Source organism: Pseudomonas plecoglossicida NBRC 103162 = DSM 15088 (assembly GCF_000730665.1).
Lineage (GTDB): Bacteria > Pseudomonadota > Gammaproteobacteria > Pseudomonadales > Pseudomonadaceae > Aquipseudomonas > Aquipseudomonas plecoglossicida.
The window spans coordinates 156,055-173,893 of record NZ_BBIV01000012.1; the positions used below are offsets into that span (position 1 = coordinate 156,055).

At 62.7% G+C, this 17,839-nt stretch carries 13 protein-coding genes; 4 read left to right on the forward strand and 9 right to left on the reverse strand.

What is annotated here, in order from left to right; genetic code table 11:
- Positions 1–23: 23 nt before the first annotated feature.
- Both PPL01S_RS09575 and PPL01S_RS25085 read right to left on the reverse strand, forming a co-directional pair.
- Complete coding sequence (locus PPL01S_RS09575) at positions 24–1,415, reverse strand: hypothetical protein (RefSeq protein WP_028624856.1); 1,392 nt, start codon at positions 1,413–1,415, stop codon at positions 24–26.
- A gap of 86 nt (positions 1,416–1,501) precedes the next feature.
- Positions 1,502–1,801 carry a hypothetical protein gene (locus PPL01S_RS25085; RefSeq protein ID WP_144062902.1) on the reverse strand — a complete coding sequence of 100 codons (300 nt, stop codon included), beginning with the start codon at positions 1,799–1,801 and terminating at the stop codon, positions 1,502–1,504.
- A gap of 262 nt (positions 1,802–2,063) precedes the next feature.
- Here PPL01S_RS25085 and mnxG point away from each other — a divergent pair, with 262 nt between their 5' ends.
- Positions 2,064–7,892, forward strand: coding sequence for a manganese-oxidizing multicopper oxidase MnxG (gene mnxG, locus PPL01S_RS09580; RefSeq protein ID WP_028624855.1), 5,829 nt, complete (start codon positions 2,064–2,066; stop codon positions 7,890–7,892).
- A gap of 90 nt (positions 7,893–7,982) precedes the next feature.
- Here mnxG and PPL01S_RS09585 read toward each other — a convergent pair whose 3' ends face one another.
- The gene (locus PPL01S_RS09585; RefSeq protein ID WP_016394939.1) at positions 7,983–8,351 is read right to left on the reverse strand and encodes a Mor transcription activator family protein; all 369 of its coding nucleotides are present in this window, start codon (positions 8,349–8,351) and stop codon (positions 7,983–7,985) included.
- Positions 8,352–8,784: 433 nt separating this feature from the next.
- Between PPL01S_RS09585 and PPL01S_RS09590 the strand changes: the two genes are divergently transcribed.
- Positions 8,785–8,973, forward strand: coding sequence for a hypothetical protein (locus PPL01S_RS09590; RefSeq protein ID WP_016394938.1), 189 nt, complete (start codon positions 8,785–8,787; stop codon positions 8,971–8,973).
- 36 nt (positions 8,974–9,009) lie between these two features.
- Here the strand turns inward: PPL01S_RS09590 and PPL01S_RS09595 are convergent, their stop codons facing one another.
- From PPL01S_RS09595 to PPL01S_RS09605, 3 genes are all read right to left on the reverse strand, one after another.
- A complete protein-coding gene (locus tag PPL01S_RS09595; RefSeq protein ID WP_016394937.1) occupies positions 9,010–9,372 on the reverse strand; it encodes a hypothetical protein in 363 nt (120 codons plus the stop codon).
- Between the two features lie 392 nt (positions 9,373–9,764).
- The gene (lpxH, locus tag PPL01S_RS09600; protein WP_016394936.1) at positions 9,765–10,487 is read right to left on the reverse strand and encodes a UDP-2,3-diacylglucosamine diphosphatase; all 723 of its coding nucleotides are present in this window, start codon (positions 10,485–10,487) and stop codon (positions 9,765–9,767) included.
- Positions 10,484–10,984 carry a peptidylprolyl isomerase gene (locus tag PPL01S_RS09605; RefSeq protein WP_028624854.1) on the reverse strand — a complete coding sequence of 167 codons (501 nt, stop codon included), beginning with the start codon at positions 10,982–10,984 and terminating at the stop codon, positions 10,484–10,486. Before PPL01S_RS09605 ends, lpxH begins: the two co-directional genes overlap by 4 nt.
- A gap of 259 nt (positions 10,985–11,243) precedes the next feature.
- On the opposite strand from PPL01S_RS09605, the gene PPL01S_RS09610 reads away from it, so the two are divergent.
- A complete protein-coding gene (locus tag PPL01S_RS09610; protein WP_016394934.1) occupies positions 11,244–12,947 on the forward strand; it encodes a glutamine--tRNA ligase/YqeY domain fusion protein in 1,704 nt (567 codons plus the stop codon).
- Positions 12,948–12,956: 9 nt separating this feature from the next.
- Positions 12,957–14,339 carry a cysteine--tRNA ligase gene (cysS, locus tag PPL01S_RS09615; protein WP_028624853.1) on the forward strand — a complete coding sequence of 461 codons (1,383 nt, stop codon included), beginning with the start codon at positions 12,957–12,959 and terminating at the stop codon, positions 14,337–14,339.
- Positions 14,340–14,368: 29 nt separating this feature from the next.
- Here the strand turns inward: cysS and PPL01S_RS09620 are convergent, their stop codons facing one another.
- From PPL01S_RS09620 to PPL01S_RS09630, 3 genes are all read right to left on the reverse strand, one after another.
- Complete coding sequence (locus PPL01S_RS09620) at positions 14,369–15,760, reverse strand: sensor histidine kinase (protein ID WP_016394932.1); 1,392 nt, start codon at positions 15,758–15,760, stop codon at positions 14,369–14,371.
- Positions 15,738–16,418, reverse strand: a complete 681-nt coding sequence (locus PPL01S_RS09625) for a response regulator transcription factor (protein ID WP_016394931.1) — start codon at positions 16,416–16,418, stop codon at positions 15,738–15,740. Before PPL01S_RS09625 ends, PPL01S_RS09620 begins: the two co-directional genes overlap by 23 nt.
- Positions 16,419–16,633: 215 nt before the next feature.
- Entirely contained in the window at positions 16,634–17,653 is a 1,020-nt protein-coding gene (locus tag PPL01S_RS09630; protein ID WP_028624852.1) for a branched-chain amino acid aminotransferase, read from the reverse strand.
- Positions 17,654–17,839: the final 186 nt, after the last annotated feature.

A 17,839-nucleotide genomic window follows, 5' to 3' on the forward strand; every position in this document is an offset into this window, starting at 1 on the left:
CGCTTGATCCGAATTCGCATGGGTCACTGCACGATGACCACTTCTTCTGTATCGCTGCCGCCGTTCGCCGAAGTCACCCGCACGCTTGCCGGCGGGACGGTGCCGGCGTTGGGCGACAGGGCCTTGTCGGCGCCGCCGGCCAGTTCACCGATCAGCGCGCCGCTCCTGCCGGCGTAGGCGGTCAGGGTTGGCGGCGCGATACGGTCGCTGGTCGAGGCTTCGATGGTCAGCCGGCCGCTGCTGCGGCTGTATTCGGCGCGGCGGATGGTGACCTGATCGGTCAGTTGCACAGGTACGGTGGTTGGCGCATGCAGGGTAGGAATCGCCAGATGGTTGTCGACTGTCACTTGCAGGGTCGACGGCAGCGACGGGTCGACTGCCGACTGGCCGTACCAGCTGCCGGTCGAATTGGCCTCCGTCATGGTCACGGCAGTACCCGCGCTGTCCAGGAAGTTGGCCGTTCCGGGAGGCGGAGGGGCCATGGCGAAGACATCCTGATGCGCGATCACGCCAGCGGATGTGGATCCCCTCGAGTAAGTGGCCCGCTGGACCAACGCCGGGGCAGGCAGATCCACCGCGCTGAGCTTGCCGGAAACGGAGAATGTGTCGCTGCGAGTATCGATGCCGTTGGGGCCCTGGATACGCAGGTAGTTGGTATTGAAGGGGCTGCCGGTCACGGGTTCCTGCAGATTCGGGTCGCCAATGAAGGTCTCTTGCTGGCCGGTTTCCGGGTTGGTCTCGGTATAAGGGCCATTGAGGCTGCGCAGGAACGGTCCGATGTCGCCCTTCAGCGCGCCGGAGTAATCACCGGCCGGGCCGATGCCGATATCGCGGGTCATGTTGATTGCCCGGGTGCCACCGGTGTCGGCGAATTCTTCAGGCGTGACGTTGAACACGTCGACACCATAGGGGTGGGTGACGGTGTAGACGCCGGCTGTGGGCACATCTACCCGAATGCGAATGCGGGCGAAGCTCAGTTGGTGGCCGTCGGCGACCTCGCCGTTGAACGCAGCTTCGATGGCCGCGCCATAGGTCAGGTCGATGCCACTGGCGGCATCGGTGATGGCACCGTCCGCGGCGTACCAGAAGGTTTCGTCCGGATAGTTGGTCGGGAAGACGATGGCCTGGGTGTCATCGAACTCCCCAGGTGCCGGGTTGAGCACGCACATGTATGCCGGCGCCCCGGGCGTGGGTGCCGTGCGCGAGCTGACTGCCTTGCTCAGGCACAGGTCAAGGGCCCGGCCATGGGTATCCTGATACCAGGCGGCGTAACCCGTCTTGTTTCCGCTGTCGAGGGGGTACGGGCGCTCTCCAGGGACACCCGGGTCCACGGCGTAGAGGCCTGCCCGCGCCGTCCCGCCACTCAATGACGCAAGCAGGATCGAACTTGCCAGTAGGGTCAATCTGTTGTGCATGATTCAGTCCTCTGGAAATGACGCAGGCTGAGTGGAACAGTTCAATCGAAAGGTTCTGAATCGGCATCAGCAATGATCGTGCCTTTTCAACTTAAACACGTTGCAGGGGGCGACATTGTCTGCAAATTATGTGAGTCGAAATTAGTTGGTTTGACGTATGTCGAGGTGGTGATTGTCGCCGTGTTAAAGCGGCGCACGGTATTCATGGGGTCATCAGGGTTGCCCGCATTTTTATGTTGTGACGATTTGAGTAAAAGTGCGCTCGGTAGGGTGTCAGATGGAAACTCATACTTGTCGAAACTGATAGCAATGGGTGATTTCGCCCAGTGCTGGGGAACTCTTCTTCTCGCCGGGAGTGCCGCGGTGAAGGCCTGCGACTGTTTCATCGGTGATACTTTGGCAATGCAATTCTGATGTTTTGTAATCGATGTCAACTTTGTGACAGTTGGTTGCGCGCGCGTGCATTCCAGTTTTTCATACATATTTAGAAACAAGTTTGGGGAATAGATAAAGCTGGTGGGTGACGTATTTTCCCCCATTATTCGAGGTCACTTCACAACTTATTGAATTCAAACTCGATTTATGTTGGCGCGATATTTGCAAGGTCGAGGGTCAGCCCTGTTTGTGCTGACTTGGAGGACTGCCCAAATGACCTGCGCACCTATGCACGCTCAAATCGACCTCGATCGCATCCGTTGCTGGTTGAGGAGGCCGCATGGATTGGCGTTGCTTGCGGGCGTATGGCTCGGAGGTGGCGAGCTGGCCGAGGCGGCGGTGCAGTGCCAGCGCACCTTGGTGGCCAACGTCGTGGCCATCGACCAGCCACTGATGTTCAACCGGCTCGGTGCGCACAACCCCAACGGCATGATGTACGCCCTGCGCGGGGATGTGGTGGACGCCAATGGGGTGTTGATCACCCAGGGCGGCAGTGCCACGCCAGGTCAGGTCACCTTGCGCCCGGACAAGCGGCCGCGCCCCCTGGTGCTGCGGGTTGCTGCGGGCGATTGCCTGACGGTCAACCTGCAGAACCTGCTGGCTTTCCAGGCCAACCCCAACGGCCAGGGCGCCGACCATGAGAATGCCGCCAACGGCGAATTGCATGTAGACGCTCAAGTCGCCGACCGTCATGTGGGGTTTCAGGTCAATGGCCTGCAGGCATTTGCATCGATCAACGATATTTCCGCCAACAGCGGACGTAACGACAACACCTTGCTGGCGCCCGGGCAGAGCCGTAGCTACACCCTCTACGCCGAACGTGAAGGTACTTTCGCGGCGACCAGTTACGGCGCCACCTTCGGTAGCGAAGGCTCCTCCGGCAACGTCGGCAACGGCCTGTTCGCCCAGGTCGTGGTGCTGCCCAAAGGTGGGCAGGCCTATCACAACACGGTCACCGAGGAGGACATGCGCTTGGCCACGCGCGGGCGCACCCCCGCCGGCCAACCTGTCATCGACTACCAGGCTCGCTACCCGGTGCTTGAACCCTGGATCACGGAAGGGAAGGCAGGCAAACCGATCCTGAACATGGTCGACGGCAACGAGATCATCGCCAGCAACGTCGACGCAGTGGTCATGGGGCCCAATGCCGATGGCAGTTTCCCACCGAGCACCTATCCCCTTGAAAGCCAGGGCAAGCGCAACCCCAGCTTGCCCAATCGCCTGGAGCCCTTCCGCGATTTCGCTGCGGTGTTCCATGACCAGTCTGCTGTCGTCCAGGCGTTTCCAGGCTTCTGGGCTGACCCCGTGTTCGGTCAGATGCTCGATCCGACTCGCGACGCCTTCATGGTCAATTACGGTTCCGGTGGCATGGGCGCCGAGGTCATCGCCAACCGGGTGGGTGTCGGCCCCATGCACGATTGCTTGTCCTGCGCCTATGAAGAATTCTTCCTCAGTGCACACACAACCGGCGATATCGCGATGCAGGTGGATGTGCCGGCCAACATCGGCCTCGAGCTGCTGACCCCCGGCCAGGTACCTCCCGCCGACCGTGTCGGCATCAAGGCCAGCATGGCGCTGTACCCGGCCGAGCCCTCCAACGTCGCTCACAGCTACCTGGGCGATGCGGTGAAGGTGCGTAATATCAGCGTCGGTTACGAGCAGCACGTGTTTCATCTGCATGGCCACCAGTGGCTGTTCAACCCCAACGATGACAACTCCGACTACATGGATGCGCAGGGTGTCGGCCCTGGGTCTGGTTACACCTATGAAATCGCCAACGGTGGGTCCGGCAACCGCAATCGGGTGGTCGGCGATGCGATCTACCACTGCCATTTCTACCCGCATTTCGCCCAAGGCATGTGGGCCATGTGGCGCATCCACGATGTCTTCGAAGAGGGCACGCGCCTGGCGGTAACCCAGCAGGGCAACAACGACTTTCACGCGCAGCCGTTTGCCCTGCGCAGTGGCCTGCCGGCCGCCGGCGCCCGGGCCTTGCCCGATGGCGAGATCGTCGCCGGCACGCCCATTCCGGCGGTTGTGCCCTTGCCGGGCAAGGCCTTGCCGCCGATGCCGGGCAAGGTGGTGGTGATTCCCAAGATGAGTGGTGAAGCGCCGAATGCAGCGCAGGAACCGGATGACCACAGCCAGGCTCCGGCAGCGCAGAAAGTCGTCGGCTCGCTGGCCCTGGTCGATCGCAGCGAAGCCAACCGCAACGCCGATGGCAGCCTGAAGAATCCCGGCTACCCGTTCTGGATCGGCGGCGTTGAAAGCACCGTCGGCCAACGGCCGCCGACGCCACCGCTGGACATGCTCGATGCGCAAAAGGCCGCGGCCTTGAAAGACAGCGGCAACGCCTTGTGGGCAGCGCTGGATCCGGCTCAGGCCGGTGGCTGGGATGGCGGCCTGCCTCGTCATGGCCTGGATGGTTGGGCCGCTGGCGGTGAGGCGCACGTGACCACCAGTCTGCTGGACATGAGCAAGGCCCTGGAACGCGCCAAACCTGTGTATTTCCCCGAGGAGGGCACCGAGGTCGAGCAGTCGGCCATGGCCTTCCATGCCAAGCCATCGCATGCCAGCTTCGCCGTGCTGCCCAGTGGCCAACTGCTGCCGCGCGACTTCCTTACCAACGGCGGGCCTCCCGTGGCAGGCGCGCCGTTTTTCGAACCGTGCATGGACGACCGGCAAAAACGCCTGACCCGCAGTGCCGGGGCCGGCAGTTTCAACAGCGGCGAGCGTCTCGACGCCCAGTCGTTCAGCGGCGCGTCGATGTTCAGTGCCGATCACCCGCGCGTCTACAAAGGCGCCAATATCCAGTTCGACGCCGTATTCAACAAGATCGGCTATCACTTCCCGCAAACCCGCATCCTCACCCTGTGGGAGGATGCCTGGCCGGTGATCAACAAGCAGCGCCCACCTGAGCCGCTGGTGATGCGCATGAACACCTTCGACTGCACCATGTACCAGCACACCAACCTGGTGCCTTCCGTCTACGAGCTCGACGATTACCAGGTGCGTACGCCAACCGACGTCATCGGCCAGCACATCCACTTGCCCAAGTGGGACCTGACGGCCGCCGACGGCTCGGCCAACGGATGGAACTACGAGGATGGCGTGCTCTCGCCCTCGACTGTGGTCGAGCGCATCCACGCTATCCGGCGGTTCAACGATTGCCAGGACGGCGACCCTCGCCAAGGCACCGAGGATTGTCCCGTTGCCAAACAACATCCTTACTTCGGTCGATTCAACCGCGCTGACTGGCTGGGTGCGCGCACCACGCTGCAACGCTGGTTCGCCGACCCTGTGGTGAACGTGCACAACATCGATCGCGGTCTGGGCAATATCTTTACCCATGACCACCTGGGCCCTTCGACCCACCAGCAAGTCGGCATGTACGCCACCGTGCTTGCCGAGCCTGCCGGCTCCAAGTGGTACCATGCCGAAACCGGCGAGAGCTTGTACAACAGTGGCGGGCGCCAGGACGGTGGCCCGACTTCCTGGCAAGCCGTGATCGAGACTGGTGACCTGAACGGCGACAACAAGAACGACAGTTTCCGCGAGTTCTTCCTCGGCTTCAGCGACTTCCAGCACGCCTACGAGGCCGGCGTCTACGTCGGCGCCGGCCCCGATGGCATTCCCGATGCGCAAGCCTTCCCGGCCACGGCGGACAGTTTCCGCTACGCCATCAACCCGCCTGCGCGCAAGGCGGCTGCCAACCTGCTGGAGTCTGTCGTGGAGGCTGCCAGCGGCGAGCTGCTGACATGCCCATCGCGCCCATGCCCGCAAGCGATTTCGGCTTCAGACCCTGGCATCTTCGTCGTCAACTACCGCCACGAGCCCCTGGGGCTGCGCATCTACGACCCGAACAAGGTAGCGCCGGACGGCAAGCGTGGCATGCAGGCCGATGGTCTGGCCGGTGACCTGGCCCATGCCCTGCACAACCGTACCGATCGGGCAATCCCGGCACTCAACCTGGCCCCCAGCGCGATCATCGCGGCGACCGGCCCCACGGGAGGGGTCACGCGATTGCCCGGGCACATCAACCGGGGGGACTTGCCGGGCGACCCGTTCACGCCGATGTTGCGCACCTATACCGGCGACAACGTGCGCCTGCGGGTCAATGCCGGCGGCCATGAAGAAGAGCACAACGTGACACTGCACGGCGTGAAGTGGCTGCATTCGGGCAGTGGCTTCGGCAACAGCTCCAATACCGGGTGGAAGGCGTCGCAGATGGTGGCGATTTCCGAGCAGCTGGGCTTCATGGCACCGGTAGCGATGATGTCAAGTGCCGCCAGCGATACCGGCGATTACCTGTATTCCATGGATGCCTCCCTGGAGGGCTACTGGAGTGGCCTGTGGGGCATCATGCGCAACTATTCGCTCAGTCGCAGTGACCTGTTCCCGCTGCCCAACAACCCGCGGCCGGTGGCCGCGCGCAACACGGTCAATTTCAATGGCGTGTGTCCGCGCATCAGTCCCAATCCAAATGGCGTCGGCAGCCGGGCGACGGTGCAGCGCAACTATGAGGTGGTTGCAGCCCTGGCCAACGATATCCTCGCCAACCCGTTGGGCCTGGCCATCGGCGACCCAGCGGGTACCGGCCAGCATGTCGGCGGCCCGCTGAACCCGGCCGGCGGCACGCTGGTCTACAACCCGCGGCCGGTGACGGTGCCGCAGGTGACGATCTTCGACCCTGAAGATGGCGAGACTTTCACCATTGGCGGGCAATCCGGCCCGTTGCATGACCCGACGGCTATCCTCTACGTGCGCAAGGCCGATCTCGATCCGGTCACAGGCAAGCTCAAACCTGGGGTACCCGTAGAGCCGCTGGTGTTGCGCGCCGCCGCTGGCGACTGCATCAACATCACCCTGGAGAACCGCCTGCCATTGGTGATGCCGGACCTGCCGAACTTCGCGGTGATGCAAGGCACGGTCAAGCGTGACCGTGCCGGGTCGCAAGGCTCGACCACCTTCAACAACAACCTGATGCGGCCCTCCAGTCACGTTGGCCTGCACGCCCAGTTGCTGACCTACGACGTCAGCAAGTCGGATGGCTTCAACGTCGGCAGCAACCCGGTGCAGACGGTGGCGCCGCGGGCAGGCAACACGGGCGCCTGGCCAAGCCGGACCTATCAGTACTACGCCGGCCACCTGGAGCGCGCCGGTCAGCCGGTGGCGTCGCAACTGGGGCGCAACGTCGACATGATCGAGGCGACCCCCATCGAGTTCGGTGGCCTCAACCTGATGCCGGCCGACCCGATCAAGCAACCGCAAAAAGGCCTGGTGGCGGCCATGTCGGTGATGCCGACGGGGGCCACCTGGCACGAGGACGCCGCGTCCAGGGCGTCGGTCACGGTGCAGGCCCCGGGCTCTAGCCTTTATCGCGACTTCATCATGGTCTGGCAGAAGTCCCTGAACATGCGCTGGGCCAACGGCCTGCCAGTGGAGAACATGTCGTCCGAAGGGCCGGGTGTTCCCAACGACCCGAAAGACAACTCGGACATGGCCATCAACTACAAGAGCGAGCCCCTGTGGTACCGATTCGCCCGTGCGCCTGACGCACCGTTCGGCCAGGCGGGTGGCAACGGCCTGGGCGCAGTCCCGAACGCCCACATGGCTTACAGCAATGCCCTGGTCGGTGGCGACCCGGTCACACCGATACTGAGGGTCAGACCCGGGCAGCCGTTCCGCACCCATGTGCTGATGCCTTCGGGTGGCAGCCGTGGGGCGACCTTCCAGGTCGACGGCCATGTGTGGGCATTCAACCCGTTCCAGGCCGAACGGGTGGACCTCTGGGGCTACCCCATGAAAGAGGCGGGAATTGGCTCGGTGCGCTTTGGCTACAACCCCATGGCCATGTATATCGGCGCCCAGGAAAGCGTATTGCCGGCAGCACATTTCAGCTTCATGTTCCCCAGTGCCGGTGGCGCCAACGCGGTACCTGGCGACTACCTGTATCGGGACTATGCGGCGTTCGGCAATCTGGGCGGTATGTGGGGGCTGCTGCGGGTCAGCGACGAGCCTGCGCCGACCTCTGCGCAGTGACTGGTTTACCTGTACAGGAGGGGAGAACGGGTGGTTTGCGGACGTAACAGGTCAATGGCTGGATGAAAAATTCCATGCCCATTCGACAACCTAGGCTTGGCGACGGATGTTGCCAATCTGACGCAGGCTCAGGCCGTACTTGTCGGCCAACAGACTACGTGACAGGCCATCTGCACTTTCTTTCTGAATTTGCAGATTGCGTAGCTGGCGCAAGAAGTGATCTGCCTTGGGAATTTCCAGGGCGACACCGGCAAAACGTTTGATCAGCGCATCCAGCGCTTCGCCGGGTAGCAGTTCGGCCAGTTTGCTGCGGTCGCGGTGCTTGGGAATGTACTTGGGCCGGCCACCAAATGCGCAGGTCAGCTGATAGGCGTTTTCGATACCGATGCATTCGATCAGGGCCTGCAACGAATGTGGCAGTTGGCTGGTGTCGATGGCGGAAAGATCTGGAAATTCCATGTGAGGCTTCCTCGCGAGAGATGGGGCACGACTGCTTCGAAGATCCGTATTGGCGGGTTGGGGGTGGCCAGCGGTGCAGTGTCGTTGGCGTAGATTGATTCTCAGTGAGCGAGGAAGGCTGTCGCTAGGCGCCAAGTGGGCTGCTGGTTGTAGCCTCGGTGTGCGGGTGTTGCAGGAAGCGAGTTGTTTGCTTGTGGGACATCTCTTCAGCAATGCCTTGCAAGCCTTGAAGTCTCGTGAGGTGGACTTTCCTTCAGACGCAAGGGTGCCTGACCCTCTGATTACAGCGACCGTTCGGCCGCAACGTTTCGGATGTCGATGGCGTGAGTGGGAAGGGGCAAGCAGGAAATTCAGCGCCGGTAGGCGAGGGCGTTGTATCATGGCGACCGCTCGTTGCGATCCATTTTGACTCTGATGTTGCAAGGACCTTTCAATGACACACGTGCAGCGCCTCAAATATTCGATCCTGATCATCCTGGTGGTGCTGGGCCTCATGCTGGGCCTTTCCCACCTGCAGAAGCAGGGCACGATCAGTGAACAGACCTTCCAGATGTTGGCCATCGCCATTGCCGTGGTCGTGGTCGTGATCAACGGGATTCTGCGGCGCAAGGTCAAGCCCTGATGCCTGCCGGCCAGCCAGCACTGGCCGGCCATGCCTTCAACGCTCCAGCATGGCGCGCGCCTGTGGGTCGAGGCTGTAGCATTTGTCGCTGCCAAGGCTGATCACGCCTTCGCTGCAGAGGCGCTTGAGGACCTCGCGCACGCTGAGGAACGACAACGGAATGTCCAGCTGCTCCAGCTGTGCGTGCACCCCGCGCACGCCAATGCTGCGACCTGCGCGATCGGCACTGCGCAGCGCGTCGATCACCTTCAGGCGTATCAGGCTCGTGCGCAAGCCATAGGCACGCAACAGCTCGCGGATCTGCTCGTTGCCGACACGCTCGTCCCCGCAGGCATCCTGGCCCTGGGTCACCTTGGCCGGGCTGTGGCCGGCATGCATCGAGGGTTGCGGGTTGTACATGTGAATGCTCCTTTTCGTCGTCTGTCCCGAAATGTGGGTGCTTCATTTACTAGGACGAATGAGATCGGCAAATCTGCAGCGTTCGCGAAAAAAAGTTCGTGTGCCGATCTTCAGGAGGACGTTTGTCGGGCCTCTTGTGCGTAAAAATTCATTCCACGCAGGGTCCTGGAGTTGCCGCGTCGCTTCGATCGCAGTTCAAGGCTGACCCGGAGTGTCGGCAGTATGTGATCAGCGAGGGGGCAAGGGGACGGTGGCCAGTACAGGCCTGAGTATCAGGCCTGTACTGGCCTTATCGCCGGCAAGCCGGCTCCCACAGGTAGGGTGCTGATGCTGAGGCCTGTTGTGGGAGCCGGCTTGCCGGCGATGAGGCCAAAACGGCCAAGGGGTTGCCTTCAGGAAAACTCGAACGGTTCCAGCGCAAAGCCCTGGCCATCGACCTGCAGGGTCCAGCCCCGGCGGTCCCAGTCCCCCAGCACGATGCGCCGCGCAGGCGCTCCATCCACTACCAGCTTGTGGATCGCCGGGCGATGAGTGTGGCCATGCACGAGTGTCCGCACACCGTGCGCCGCCATCACCTTCGGGACTTCCTCAGGCGTGACGTCGACGATTTCGTTGTCCTTCATCCTTACCTGCGCACGGCTTTCGCTGCGCAGCTTGCGTGCCAGCTTCTGCCGCGTGGACAGCGGCAGGTGGCGCAGCACCCACAGCGTCAGCGGGTTGCGCAGGTAACGGCGCATCTTCATGTAGCCGACATCGCGGGTACACAGGGTGTCGCCATGCATCAGCAGCACCGGTTCGCCACCCAGTTCGATCACGCTGGGGTCGCTGAGCAGCGTGCAACCGGCGGCCTTGCAGAAGGCCTGGCCAATCAGGAAGTCGCGGTTGCCGTGCATCAGGTACACCGCCGTGCCGCTGTCGCTCAGCCGGCGCAGGGCCTGGCAGATCGACTGCTGGAAAGGCGTCATGGCATCGTCGCCGATCCACGCTTCGAAGAAGTCGCCCAGGATGTACAGGGCTTGTGCATGCCGCGCGCGGCCGTCGAGCAGATCAAGAAACGCCCGGGTAATGTCCGGGCGCTCTTCTTGCAGGTGCAGATCGGAGATCAGCAGTATCACTCAATGATCTCGGCTTTCTCGATGATCATGTCGTCCTTCGGCACGTCCTGGTGGCCAGCCTTGGAACCGGTGGCGACCTTCTCGATGGCATCGACCACTTCACGGCCTTCGGTCACTTCGCCGAACACCGCGTAGCCCCAGCCCTGAACGTTCTTGCCGCTGTGGTTGAGGAAGTCGTTGTCGGAGGCGTTGATGAAGAACTGCGCCGAAGCGGAGTGCGGCTCCATGGTGCGGGCCATGGCGATGCTGTACTTGGTGTTCTTCAGGCCGTTGTCGGCTTCGTTCTGGATGCTGGCGCGGGTCTTCTTCTGGCTCATGCCCGGCTCGAAGCCGCCGCCCTGGATCATGAAGCCCTTGATCACGCGGTGGAACACGGTGTTGTCGAAGTGACCATCCTTAACGTATTGAACGAAGTTCGCAACAGTTTGCGGAGCTTTCTCGGCGTTCAGTTGCAGGACGATATCGCCGTGGTTGGTGCTCAGTTTGACTTTGGACATGCTGAAATTCGCTCTTTCAAGGCATTCGGGAATTATTCGGGAATTAGGGTGCGCAGTGCGCCTGTAGTCACCTGACGCAGGATCGGGCGACCGCGACACATGGCGCGCACTGGCCATTTTGCCAGCCCGCGACAAAAAGCTTTGATAAATCACGGCAGTTTGTCCGGGGCCGGCTGTCAGCAGCTTGACTGCTTCGGCTATGATAGGCCCTTTGATTCAATCGGCCTACCCAGGCCGGACACGTGCATTCAAGGATCCTATGAGCAAGCCCACTGCCGACAACGCGCCCAACGCCGCTGCCAAAGGCGCCCCCGCCGTCCCTGCGAACTTCCTGCGGCCGATCATCCAGGCCGACCTGGACTCGGGCAAGCACAGCGGCATCGTCACTCGCTTCCCGCCGGAGCCCAACGGCTACCTGCACATCGGCCACGCCAAGTCGATCTGCGTCAACTTCGGCCTGGCCAAGGAATTCGGCGGCGTCTGCCACCTGCGCTTCGACGACACCAACCCGGCCAAGGAAGACCAGGAATACATCGACGCCATCCAGAGCGACGTCAAGTGGCTGGGCTTCGATTGGGCCGGCGACGTGCGTTATGCCTCGAACTACTTCGACCAGTTGCACGACTGGGCCGTCGAACTGATCAAGCGTGGCAAGGCCTATGTCTGCGACCTGACCCCTGATCAGGCCAAGGAATACCGTGGCAGCCTGACCGAGGCCGGCAAGAACAGCCCGTTCCGCGAGCGCAGCGTCGAAGAGAATCTCGACCTGTTCGCGCGCATGAAGGCCGGCGAGTTCAAGGACGGCGAGCGCGTGCTGCGTGCCAAGATCGACATGGCCTCGCCGAACATGAACCTGCGTGATCCGATCCTGTATCGCATCCGTCATGCCCACCATCACCAGACCGGTGACAAGTGGTGCATCTACCCGAACTACGACTTCACCCACGGTCAGTCCGATGCCATCGAAGGCATCACCCACTCGATCTGCACCCTGGAGTTCGAAGGCCACCGCCCGCTGTACGACTGGTTCCTCGACAACCTGCCGGTACCGGCGCACCCGCGCCAGTACGAGTTCAGCCGCCTGAACCTGAACTACACCATCACCTCCAAGCGCAAGCTCAAGCAGCTGGTCGATGAAAAGCATGTCGATGCCTGGGATGACCCGCGCATGTCGACCCTCTCGGGCTTCCGTCGCCGCGGCTACACCCCGGCGTCGATCCGCAACTTCTGCGAAATGATCGGCACCAACCGTTCCGACGGTGTGGTCGACATGTCGATGCTCGAATTCAGCATCCGTGACGACCTCGACCGTACCGCGCCTCGCGCCATGTGCGTGCTGCGCCCGTTGAAGGTGGTCATCACCAACTACCCGCAAGGCCAGGTCGAGCAGCTCGAACTGCCGCGTCACCCGAAAGAAGACATGGGCGTGCGCGTGCTGCCATTTGCCCGTGAAATCTACATCGACCGTGACGACTTCATGGAAGCGCCGCCGAAGGGCTACAAGCGCCTGGAACCGGCCGGTGAAGTGCGCCTGCGCGGCAGCTACGTGATCCGCGCCGACGAGGCGATCAAGGATGCCGATGGCAACATCGTCGAGCTGCGCTGCTCCTACGACCCGGACACCCTGGGCAAGAACCCCGAAGGCCGCAAGGTCAAAGGCGTGATCCACTGGGTGCCGGCCGAAGGCAGCGTCGAGTGCGAAGTGCGCCTGTACGACCGCCTGTTCCGCTCGCCGAACCCGGAAAAGACCGAGGACGGCGGCAGCTTCCTGGACAACATCAACCCGGATTCGCTGCAAGTGCTGAGCGGCTGCCGCGCCGAGCCATCGCTTGGCCAGGCGCAGCCTGAAGACCGCTTCCAGTTCGAGCGTGAAGGCTACTTCAGCGCCGACCTCAAGGACAGCCAGCCGGGCCGCCCGGTGTTCAACCGCACCGTCACCCTGCGTGACTCCTGGGGCAGCTGAGGAACCGCCGTGCTTAACATCTACAACACGCTGAGCAAGACCAAGGAAGCCTTCAAGCCGCTCGATGGCAACAAGGTGCGCATGTACGTGTGCGGCATGACCGTGTACGACTACTGCCACCTTGGCCACGGCCGCAGCATGGTGGCGTTCGACCTGGTCACCCGCTGGCTGCGCAAGAGCGGCTATGAGCTGACCTACGTGCGCAACATCACCGACATCGACGACAAGATCATCAACCGGGCCAACGAGAACGGCGAAGCGTTCGACGCCTTGACCGCCCGCATGATCGACGCGATGCACGAAGACGAGCGCCGCCTGAACATCCTCAAGCCGGACCTGGAGCCGCGTGCCACCGACCATATCGCCGGCATGCACGCGATGATCCAGACCCTGATCGACAAGGGCTATGCCTACGCGCCGGGCAATGGCGACGTCTATTACCGGGTCGGCAAGTTCGTCGGCTACGGCAAGCTGTCGCGCAAGAAGATCGAAGACCTGCGCATCGGCGCCCGGATCGAAGTCGACGAAGCCAAGCAGGACCCGCTCGACTTCGTGCTGTGGAAGGGCGTCAAGCCGGGCGAGCCGTATTGGGATTCGCCTTGGGGCCCTGGCCGTCCGGGCTGGCACATCGAGTGCTCGGTGATGTCCACCTGCTGCCTGGGCGAGAGCTTCGACATCCATGGCGGCGGCAGCGACCTGGAGTTCCCGCACCATGAGAACGAGATCGCCCAGAGCGAGGCCGCGACCGGCAAGCAGTACGCCAACGCCTGGATGCACTGCGGCATGATCCGCATCAATGGCGAGAAGATGTCCAAGTCGTTGAACAACTTCTTCACCATCCGAGACGTGCTCGACAAGTATCACCCGGAGGTGGTGCGTTACCTGCTGGTGGCCAGCCACTACCGCAGTGCCATCAACTACTCCGAAGACAGCCTGCGCGACGCCAAGGGCGCCCTGGAGCGCTTCTACCACGCCCTGCGTGGCCTGCCGCGCGTGCCGGCCAAGGGGGGTGAGGAGTTCGTCGAGCGCTTCAGTGTGGCGATGAACGACGACTTCGGCACGCCTGAAGCCTGCGCCGTGTTGTTCGACCTGGTGCGCGAGATCAACCGCCTGCGTGGCAGCGACCTCGACGCCGCTGCCGGCCTGGCCGGTCGCCTGCGTGAACTGGGTGACGTGCTTGGTGTGCTGCAGCTCGAAGCCGATGACTTCCTGCGTGCGGGGGCAGAAGGCAAGGTCGATGCGGCTGAAGTCGAAGCCTTGATCCAGGCGCGCCTGCAGGCGCGTGCGGACAAGAACTGGGCGGAGTCGGACCGTATCCGCGACCAGCTGACCGCCATGGGCGTGGTGCTGGAAGACGGCAAGGGCGGCACGACCTGGCGTCTGGCTGACTGACAACTGGGGCCGCTGTGCGGCCCCAGCTTCTATTTGGCCAACCCGGCCAACGGGCAATGCAACACCAGCTTGGCCCCACCCATCTCGCTCTCTCCAATCTCCAGTCCGAACCCATGCAGGTCGACGATCGCCGCGACGATCGACAACCCCAGCCCGAACCCTGGGTGCCGGTGGCCCTCGTCACTGCGATAGAACCGCTTCAACACGGCAGTCCGTTCTGCTTCAGGAATCCCCGGCCCGCTGTCCTCGATGGCAATGTGCACGCCCAGCTCGTCCTGCGTTGCGCGGATGGCCACCTGACCCCCTTCAGGGGTGAACTTGATACCGTTGCCCACCAGGTTGGCCAGGGCCTCGAACAGCAGCTCGCGATCACCATGCAGTGCCGGCAGTTGCTCGGGCTGTTGCAGTTGCAGGCGAATGCCGCCGTCCTCGGCCAGGGGCAGGTAGAAATCATGCAGTTCCACCAGCAGCTCATGCGGATCGAGCTCGACGAAACCGGCGCGGCGCTGTCGATCTTCCAGCTCGCTGATGCGCAACAGCCCGCGAAACCGTGCCATCAAGGTGTCGGTCTCGCCGATGGCCTGGTCCAGCGCCTCGGCTTGTGCTGAGTCCGCTTCGCTCTGCTGACGGATGCGGTACAGCTGTGCGCGCAGGCGGGTAAGGGGCGTGCGCAGGTCATGGGCAATGTTGTCGCAGACCCCTTTGACCTCGTGCATCAGCCGCTCGATACGGTCGAGCATGGCATTGACGATGGCCGCCAGCATGTCCAGTTCGTCGCGCCGTGCCGACAGCGGCAGGCGGTGGGTGAGATCGCCGGCGACGATCAGCTCGGCCTGGGCCTGGATCGCACGAATGCGCTTGAGTGGCCGGCGGCGCAGCAGGTACCAGCCGGCAAAGCCAGGGATCAGGGTGAGCGAAATGCCCCATAGCAGCGCATGCAGGATGATGCGGGTGACCACGAACAGCGAGCCGTTGTCGCGGAACAGCACCAGCCAGCGGCCGTCCTGCACCTTGATCGCCACGGCGTCGCAGCTGTCGCGCGGCATGTGCGGGTCATCGGCGTCCAGGCAGCGCTTGAGTTCGTGCACCTTGCCGTCCAGGCCAAGGCCCGGTGGAATGGCGCGGATGCGCCCGCCGACCGGGTTGAGCTGGGCATCGAACAGGCCATAGGCGTCGAAGGCCCGTTCCTCGAAGGCCTGGCTGGCGATCAGGGCGTCGTCCAGCTGTTTGCCACTCATGTGGGCGAACAGGTGCTGGCGCTGCAGCATGGAGTGGCGGGTGAGTTTGTTCAGGTAGCTGGAGACCTCGAAGTACAGCACCCCCATGAGGATGCTGCTCCAGGCCACGAAGAGGAAGCTGTACAGCGCCAGCAAACGGCTGGTCGAGGAACTCCAGCCCTTAGACGGGTTCAGCAATGGCATAGCCGGAGCCCCGTACCGTACGGATCAGCGGCGACTGGCCGGGTGAGTCGATCTTCTTGCGCAAGCGACCGATGTGCACGTCGATCAGGTTGGTGCCGGGGTCGAAGTGGTAGCCCCAGACTTCCTCGAAGATCATCATCCGCGTGATCACCTGGCCACTGTGGCGCATCAGGTATTCCAGCAGCTTGTACTCGGTGGGCAGCAGGTTGAGGGTCTGCTCGCCGCGGCGGGCCTCATGGCTGATCAGGTCCAGTTGCAGGTCGGCGACCTGCAGGCGGGTCTGGGTCATCGGCACGCTGTTGCGGCGCAGCAGCACTTCGACGCGGGCGGCCATCTCGTCGGAGGCGAACGGTTTGGTCAGGTAGTCGTCACCGCCGGCGCGCAGGCCTCGTACACGTTCGTCCACGTCGGACAGGGCGCTGATCATGAGGATTGGCGTGGCGATCTTGAGGTTGCGCAGGGTGGTGACGATCGTCAGGCCATCGACTTCGGGCAGCATGCGGTCCAGGGTGATCAGGTCGTAACCGCCGGCAATGGCCTTGGCCAGGCCTTCACGGCCGTTGTCGGCCCACTCCACATCGAGACCGTGGCTGGTCAGTTCGGCGACGATTTCCTGGCCGGTAACGGCGTCGTCTTCGATGGTCAGTACGCGTGGCATGCTCGTTCCTGGGCGTCTAGAGAAGACTTGATTGTGCCAAAGAATAGCCAAACGGCGATTTAAGAAAAATTCATCTGGCGGTCCCGTCCTTGGCTCAATGCAGCATCTTGACCTGTGGGAGCCCGCTTGCCGGCGATAGTGCCGGAGCATTCAGCCCAAAAAAACGGGGCATGCCAACGACTGGCATGCCCCGATAGTCGACCTGAAGCAGCGGATCAGGCGACCTTGACGATCCAGCCAGCTGGCGCTTCCACGTCACCGCTCTGGATACCGGTCAGCTCGTTGTAGAGCTTCTGGGTAACCGGGCCGACCTTTTCCAGGTCATGGAACACGTGCAGCTTGCCGTTGTACTCGATACCGCCGATCGGGGTGATCACCGCCGCGGTGCCGCACGCGCCGGCTTCGATGAAGCGGTCGAGCTTGCTGATCTCGACATCGCCTTCGATCACGGTCAGGCCCAGGCGCGATTGTGCCAGTTCCATCAGCGACAGGCGGGTGATGCCAGGCAGCACCGAGGCCGATTTCGGGGTGACGAACTCGTTGTTGGCAGTGATGCCGAAGAAGTTGGCCGAACCGACTTCCTCGATCTTGGTGTGGGTCAGCGGGTCGAGGTAGATGGCGTCGGCGAAGTTGGCTTTCTTCGCTTCAGCGCCCGGCTGCAGGCTGGCCGCATAGTTGCCGCCGACCTTGGCTGCGCCGGTGCCCTGCGGGGCCGCGCGGTCGAAGCTGGAAATCTGGAAGTTGTGCGGCTTCATGCCGCCTTTGAAGTACGAGCCAACCGGGATGGCGAAGATCGAGAAGATGAACTCGGGGGCGGTACGCACGCCGATGTTGTCGCCGGTGCCGATCACGAACGGACGCAGGTACAGGGCACCCTTGCCGTGCGGCGGGACGAACTTCTCGTTGGCCTTGACCACTTGCTTGCACGCTTCGACGAACACATCGGTCGGCACCTGTGGCATCAGCAGGCGTGCGCAGCTGCGCTGCATGCGGGCCGCGTTCTGGTCTGGGCGGAACAGGTTGATCGAGCCGTCCTTGCAACGATAGGCCTTCAGGCCTTCGAAGCACTGCTGGCCATAGTGCAGGGCAGTGGAGCCTTCACTGATGTGCAGCACGTTGTCTTCGGTCAGGGTGCCTTTGTCCCACTCGCCATTGCGCCATACGGACAGGTAGCGCTTGTCGGTCTTGATGTAGTCGAAACCCAGCTTGTCCCAGTTAATGCTCTCGTTACTCATGACACCCTCGATTGTCTTGCAGATGCCCGATCGCTCGGGCTGCTGTTATATGCGCACCACGCCACGATAATACATCCGCCGCGGATCGGGAACGGCCAGTCACGAATTGGCGGGGCCTGTAGGTGCAGGTCGGCGGATTTTCGGCGTTCACGAGATCGAGCGCCGCCCGCGCGGCGCATCGCGAGC

Excerpts from the sequence above, each read along its gene's own strand:
- PPL01S_RS09575 (WP_028624856.1), bottom strand. The coding sequence starts at position 1,415 with ATGCACAACAGATTGACCCTACTGGCAAGTTCGATCCTGCTTGCGTCA.
- PPL01S_RS25085 (WP_144062902.1), bottom strand. The coding sequence starts at position 1,801 with ATGAAACAGTCGCAGGCCTTCACCGCGGCACTCCCGGCGAGAAGAAGA.
- mnxG (WP_028624855.1), top strand. The coding sequence starts at position 2,064 with ATGACCTGCGCACCTATGCACGCTCAAATCGACCTCGATCGCATCCGT.
- PPL01S_RS09585 (WP_016394939.1), bottom strand. The coding sequence starts at position 8,351 with ATGGAATTTCCAGATCTTTCCGCCATCGACACCAGCCAACTGCCACAT.
- PPL01S_RS09590 (WP_016394938.1), top strand. The coding sequence starts at position 8,785 with ATGACACACGTGCAGCGCCTCAAATATTCGATCCTGATCATCCTGGTG.
- PPL01S_RS09595 (WP_016394937.1), bottom strand. The coding sequence starts at position 9,372 with ATGTACAACCCGCAACCCTCGATGCATGCCGGCCACAGCCCGGCCAAG.
- PPL01S_RS09605 (WP_028624854.1), bottom strand. The coding sequence starts at position 10,984 with ATGTCCAAAGTCAAACTGAGCACCAACCACGGCGATATCGTCCTGCAA.
- PPL01S_RS09610 (WP_016394934.1), top strand. The coding sequence starts at position 11,244 with ATGAGCAAGCCCACTGCCGACAACGCGCCCAACGCCGCTGCCAAAGGC.
- PPL01S_RS09620 (WP_016394932.1), bottom strand. The coding sequence starts at position 15,760 with ATGCCATTGCTGAACCCGTCTAAGGGCTGGAGTTCCTCGACCAGCCGT.
- PPL01S_RS09625 (WP_016394931.1), bottom strand. The coding sequence starts at position 16,418 with ATGCCACGCGTACTGACCATCGAAGACGACGCCGTTACCGGCCAGGAA.
- PPL01S_RS09630 (WP_028624852.1), bottom strand. The coding sequence starts at position 17,653 with ATGAGTAACGAGAGCATTAACTGGGACAAGCTGGGTTTCGACTACATC.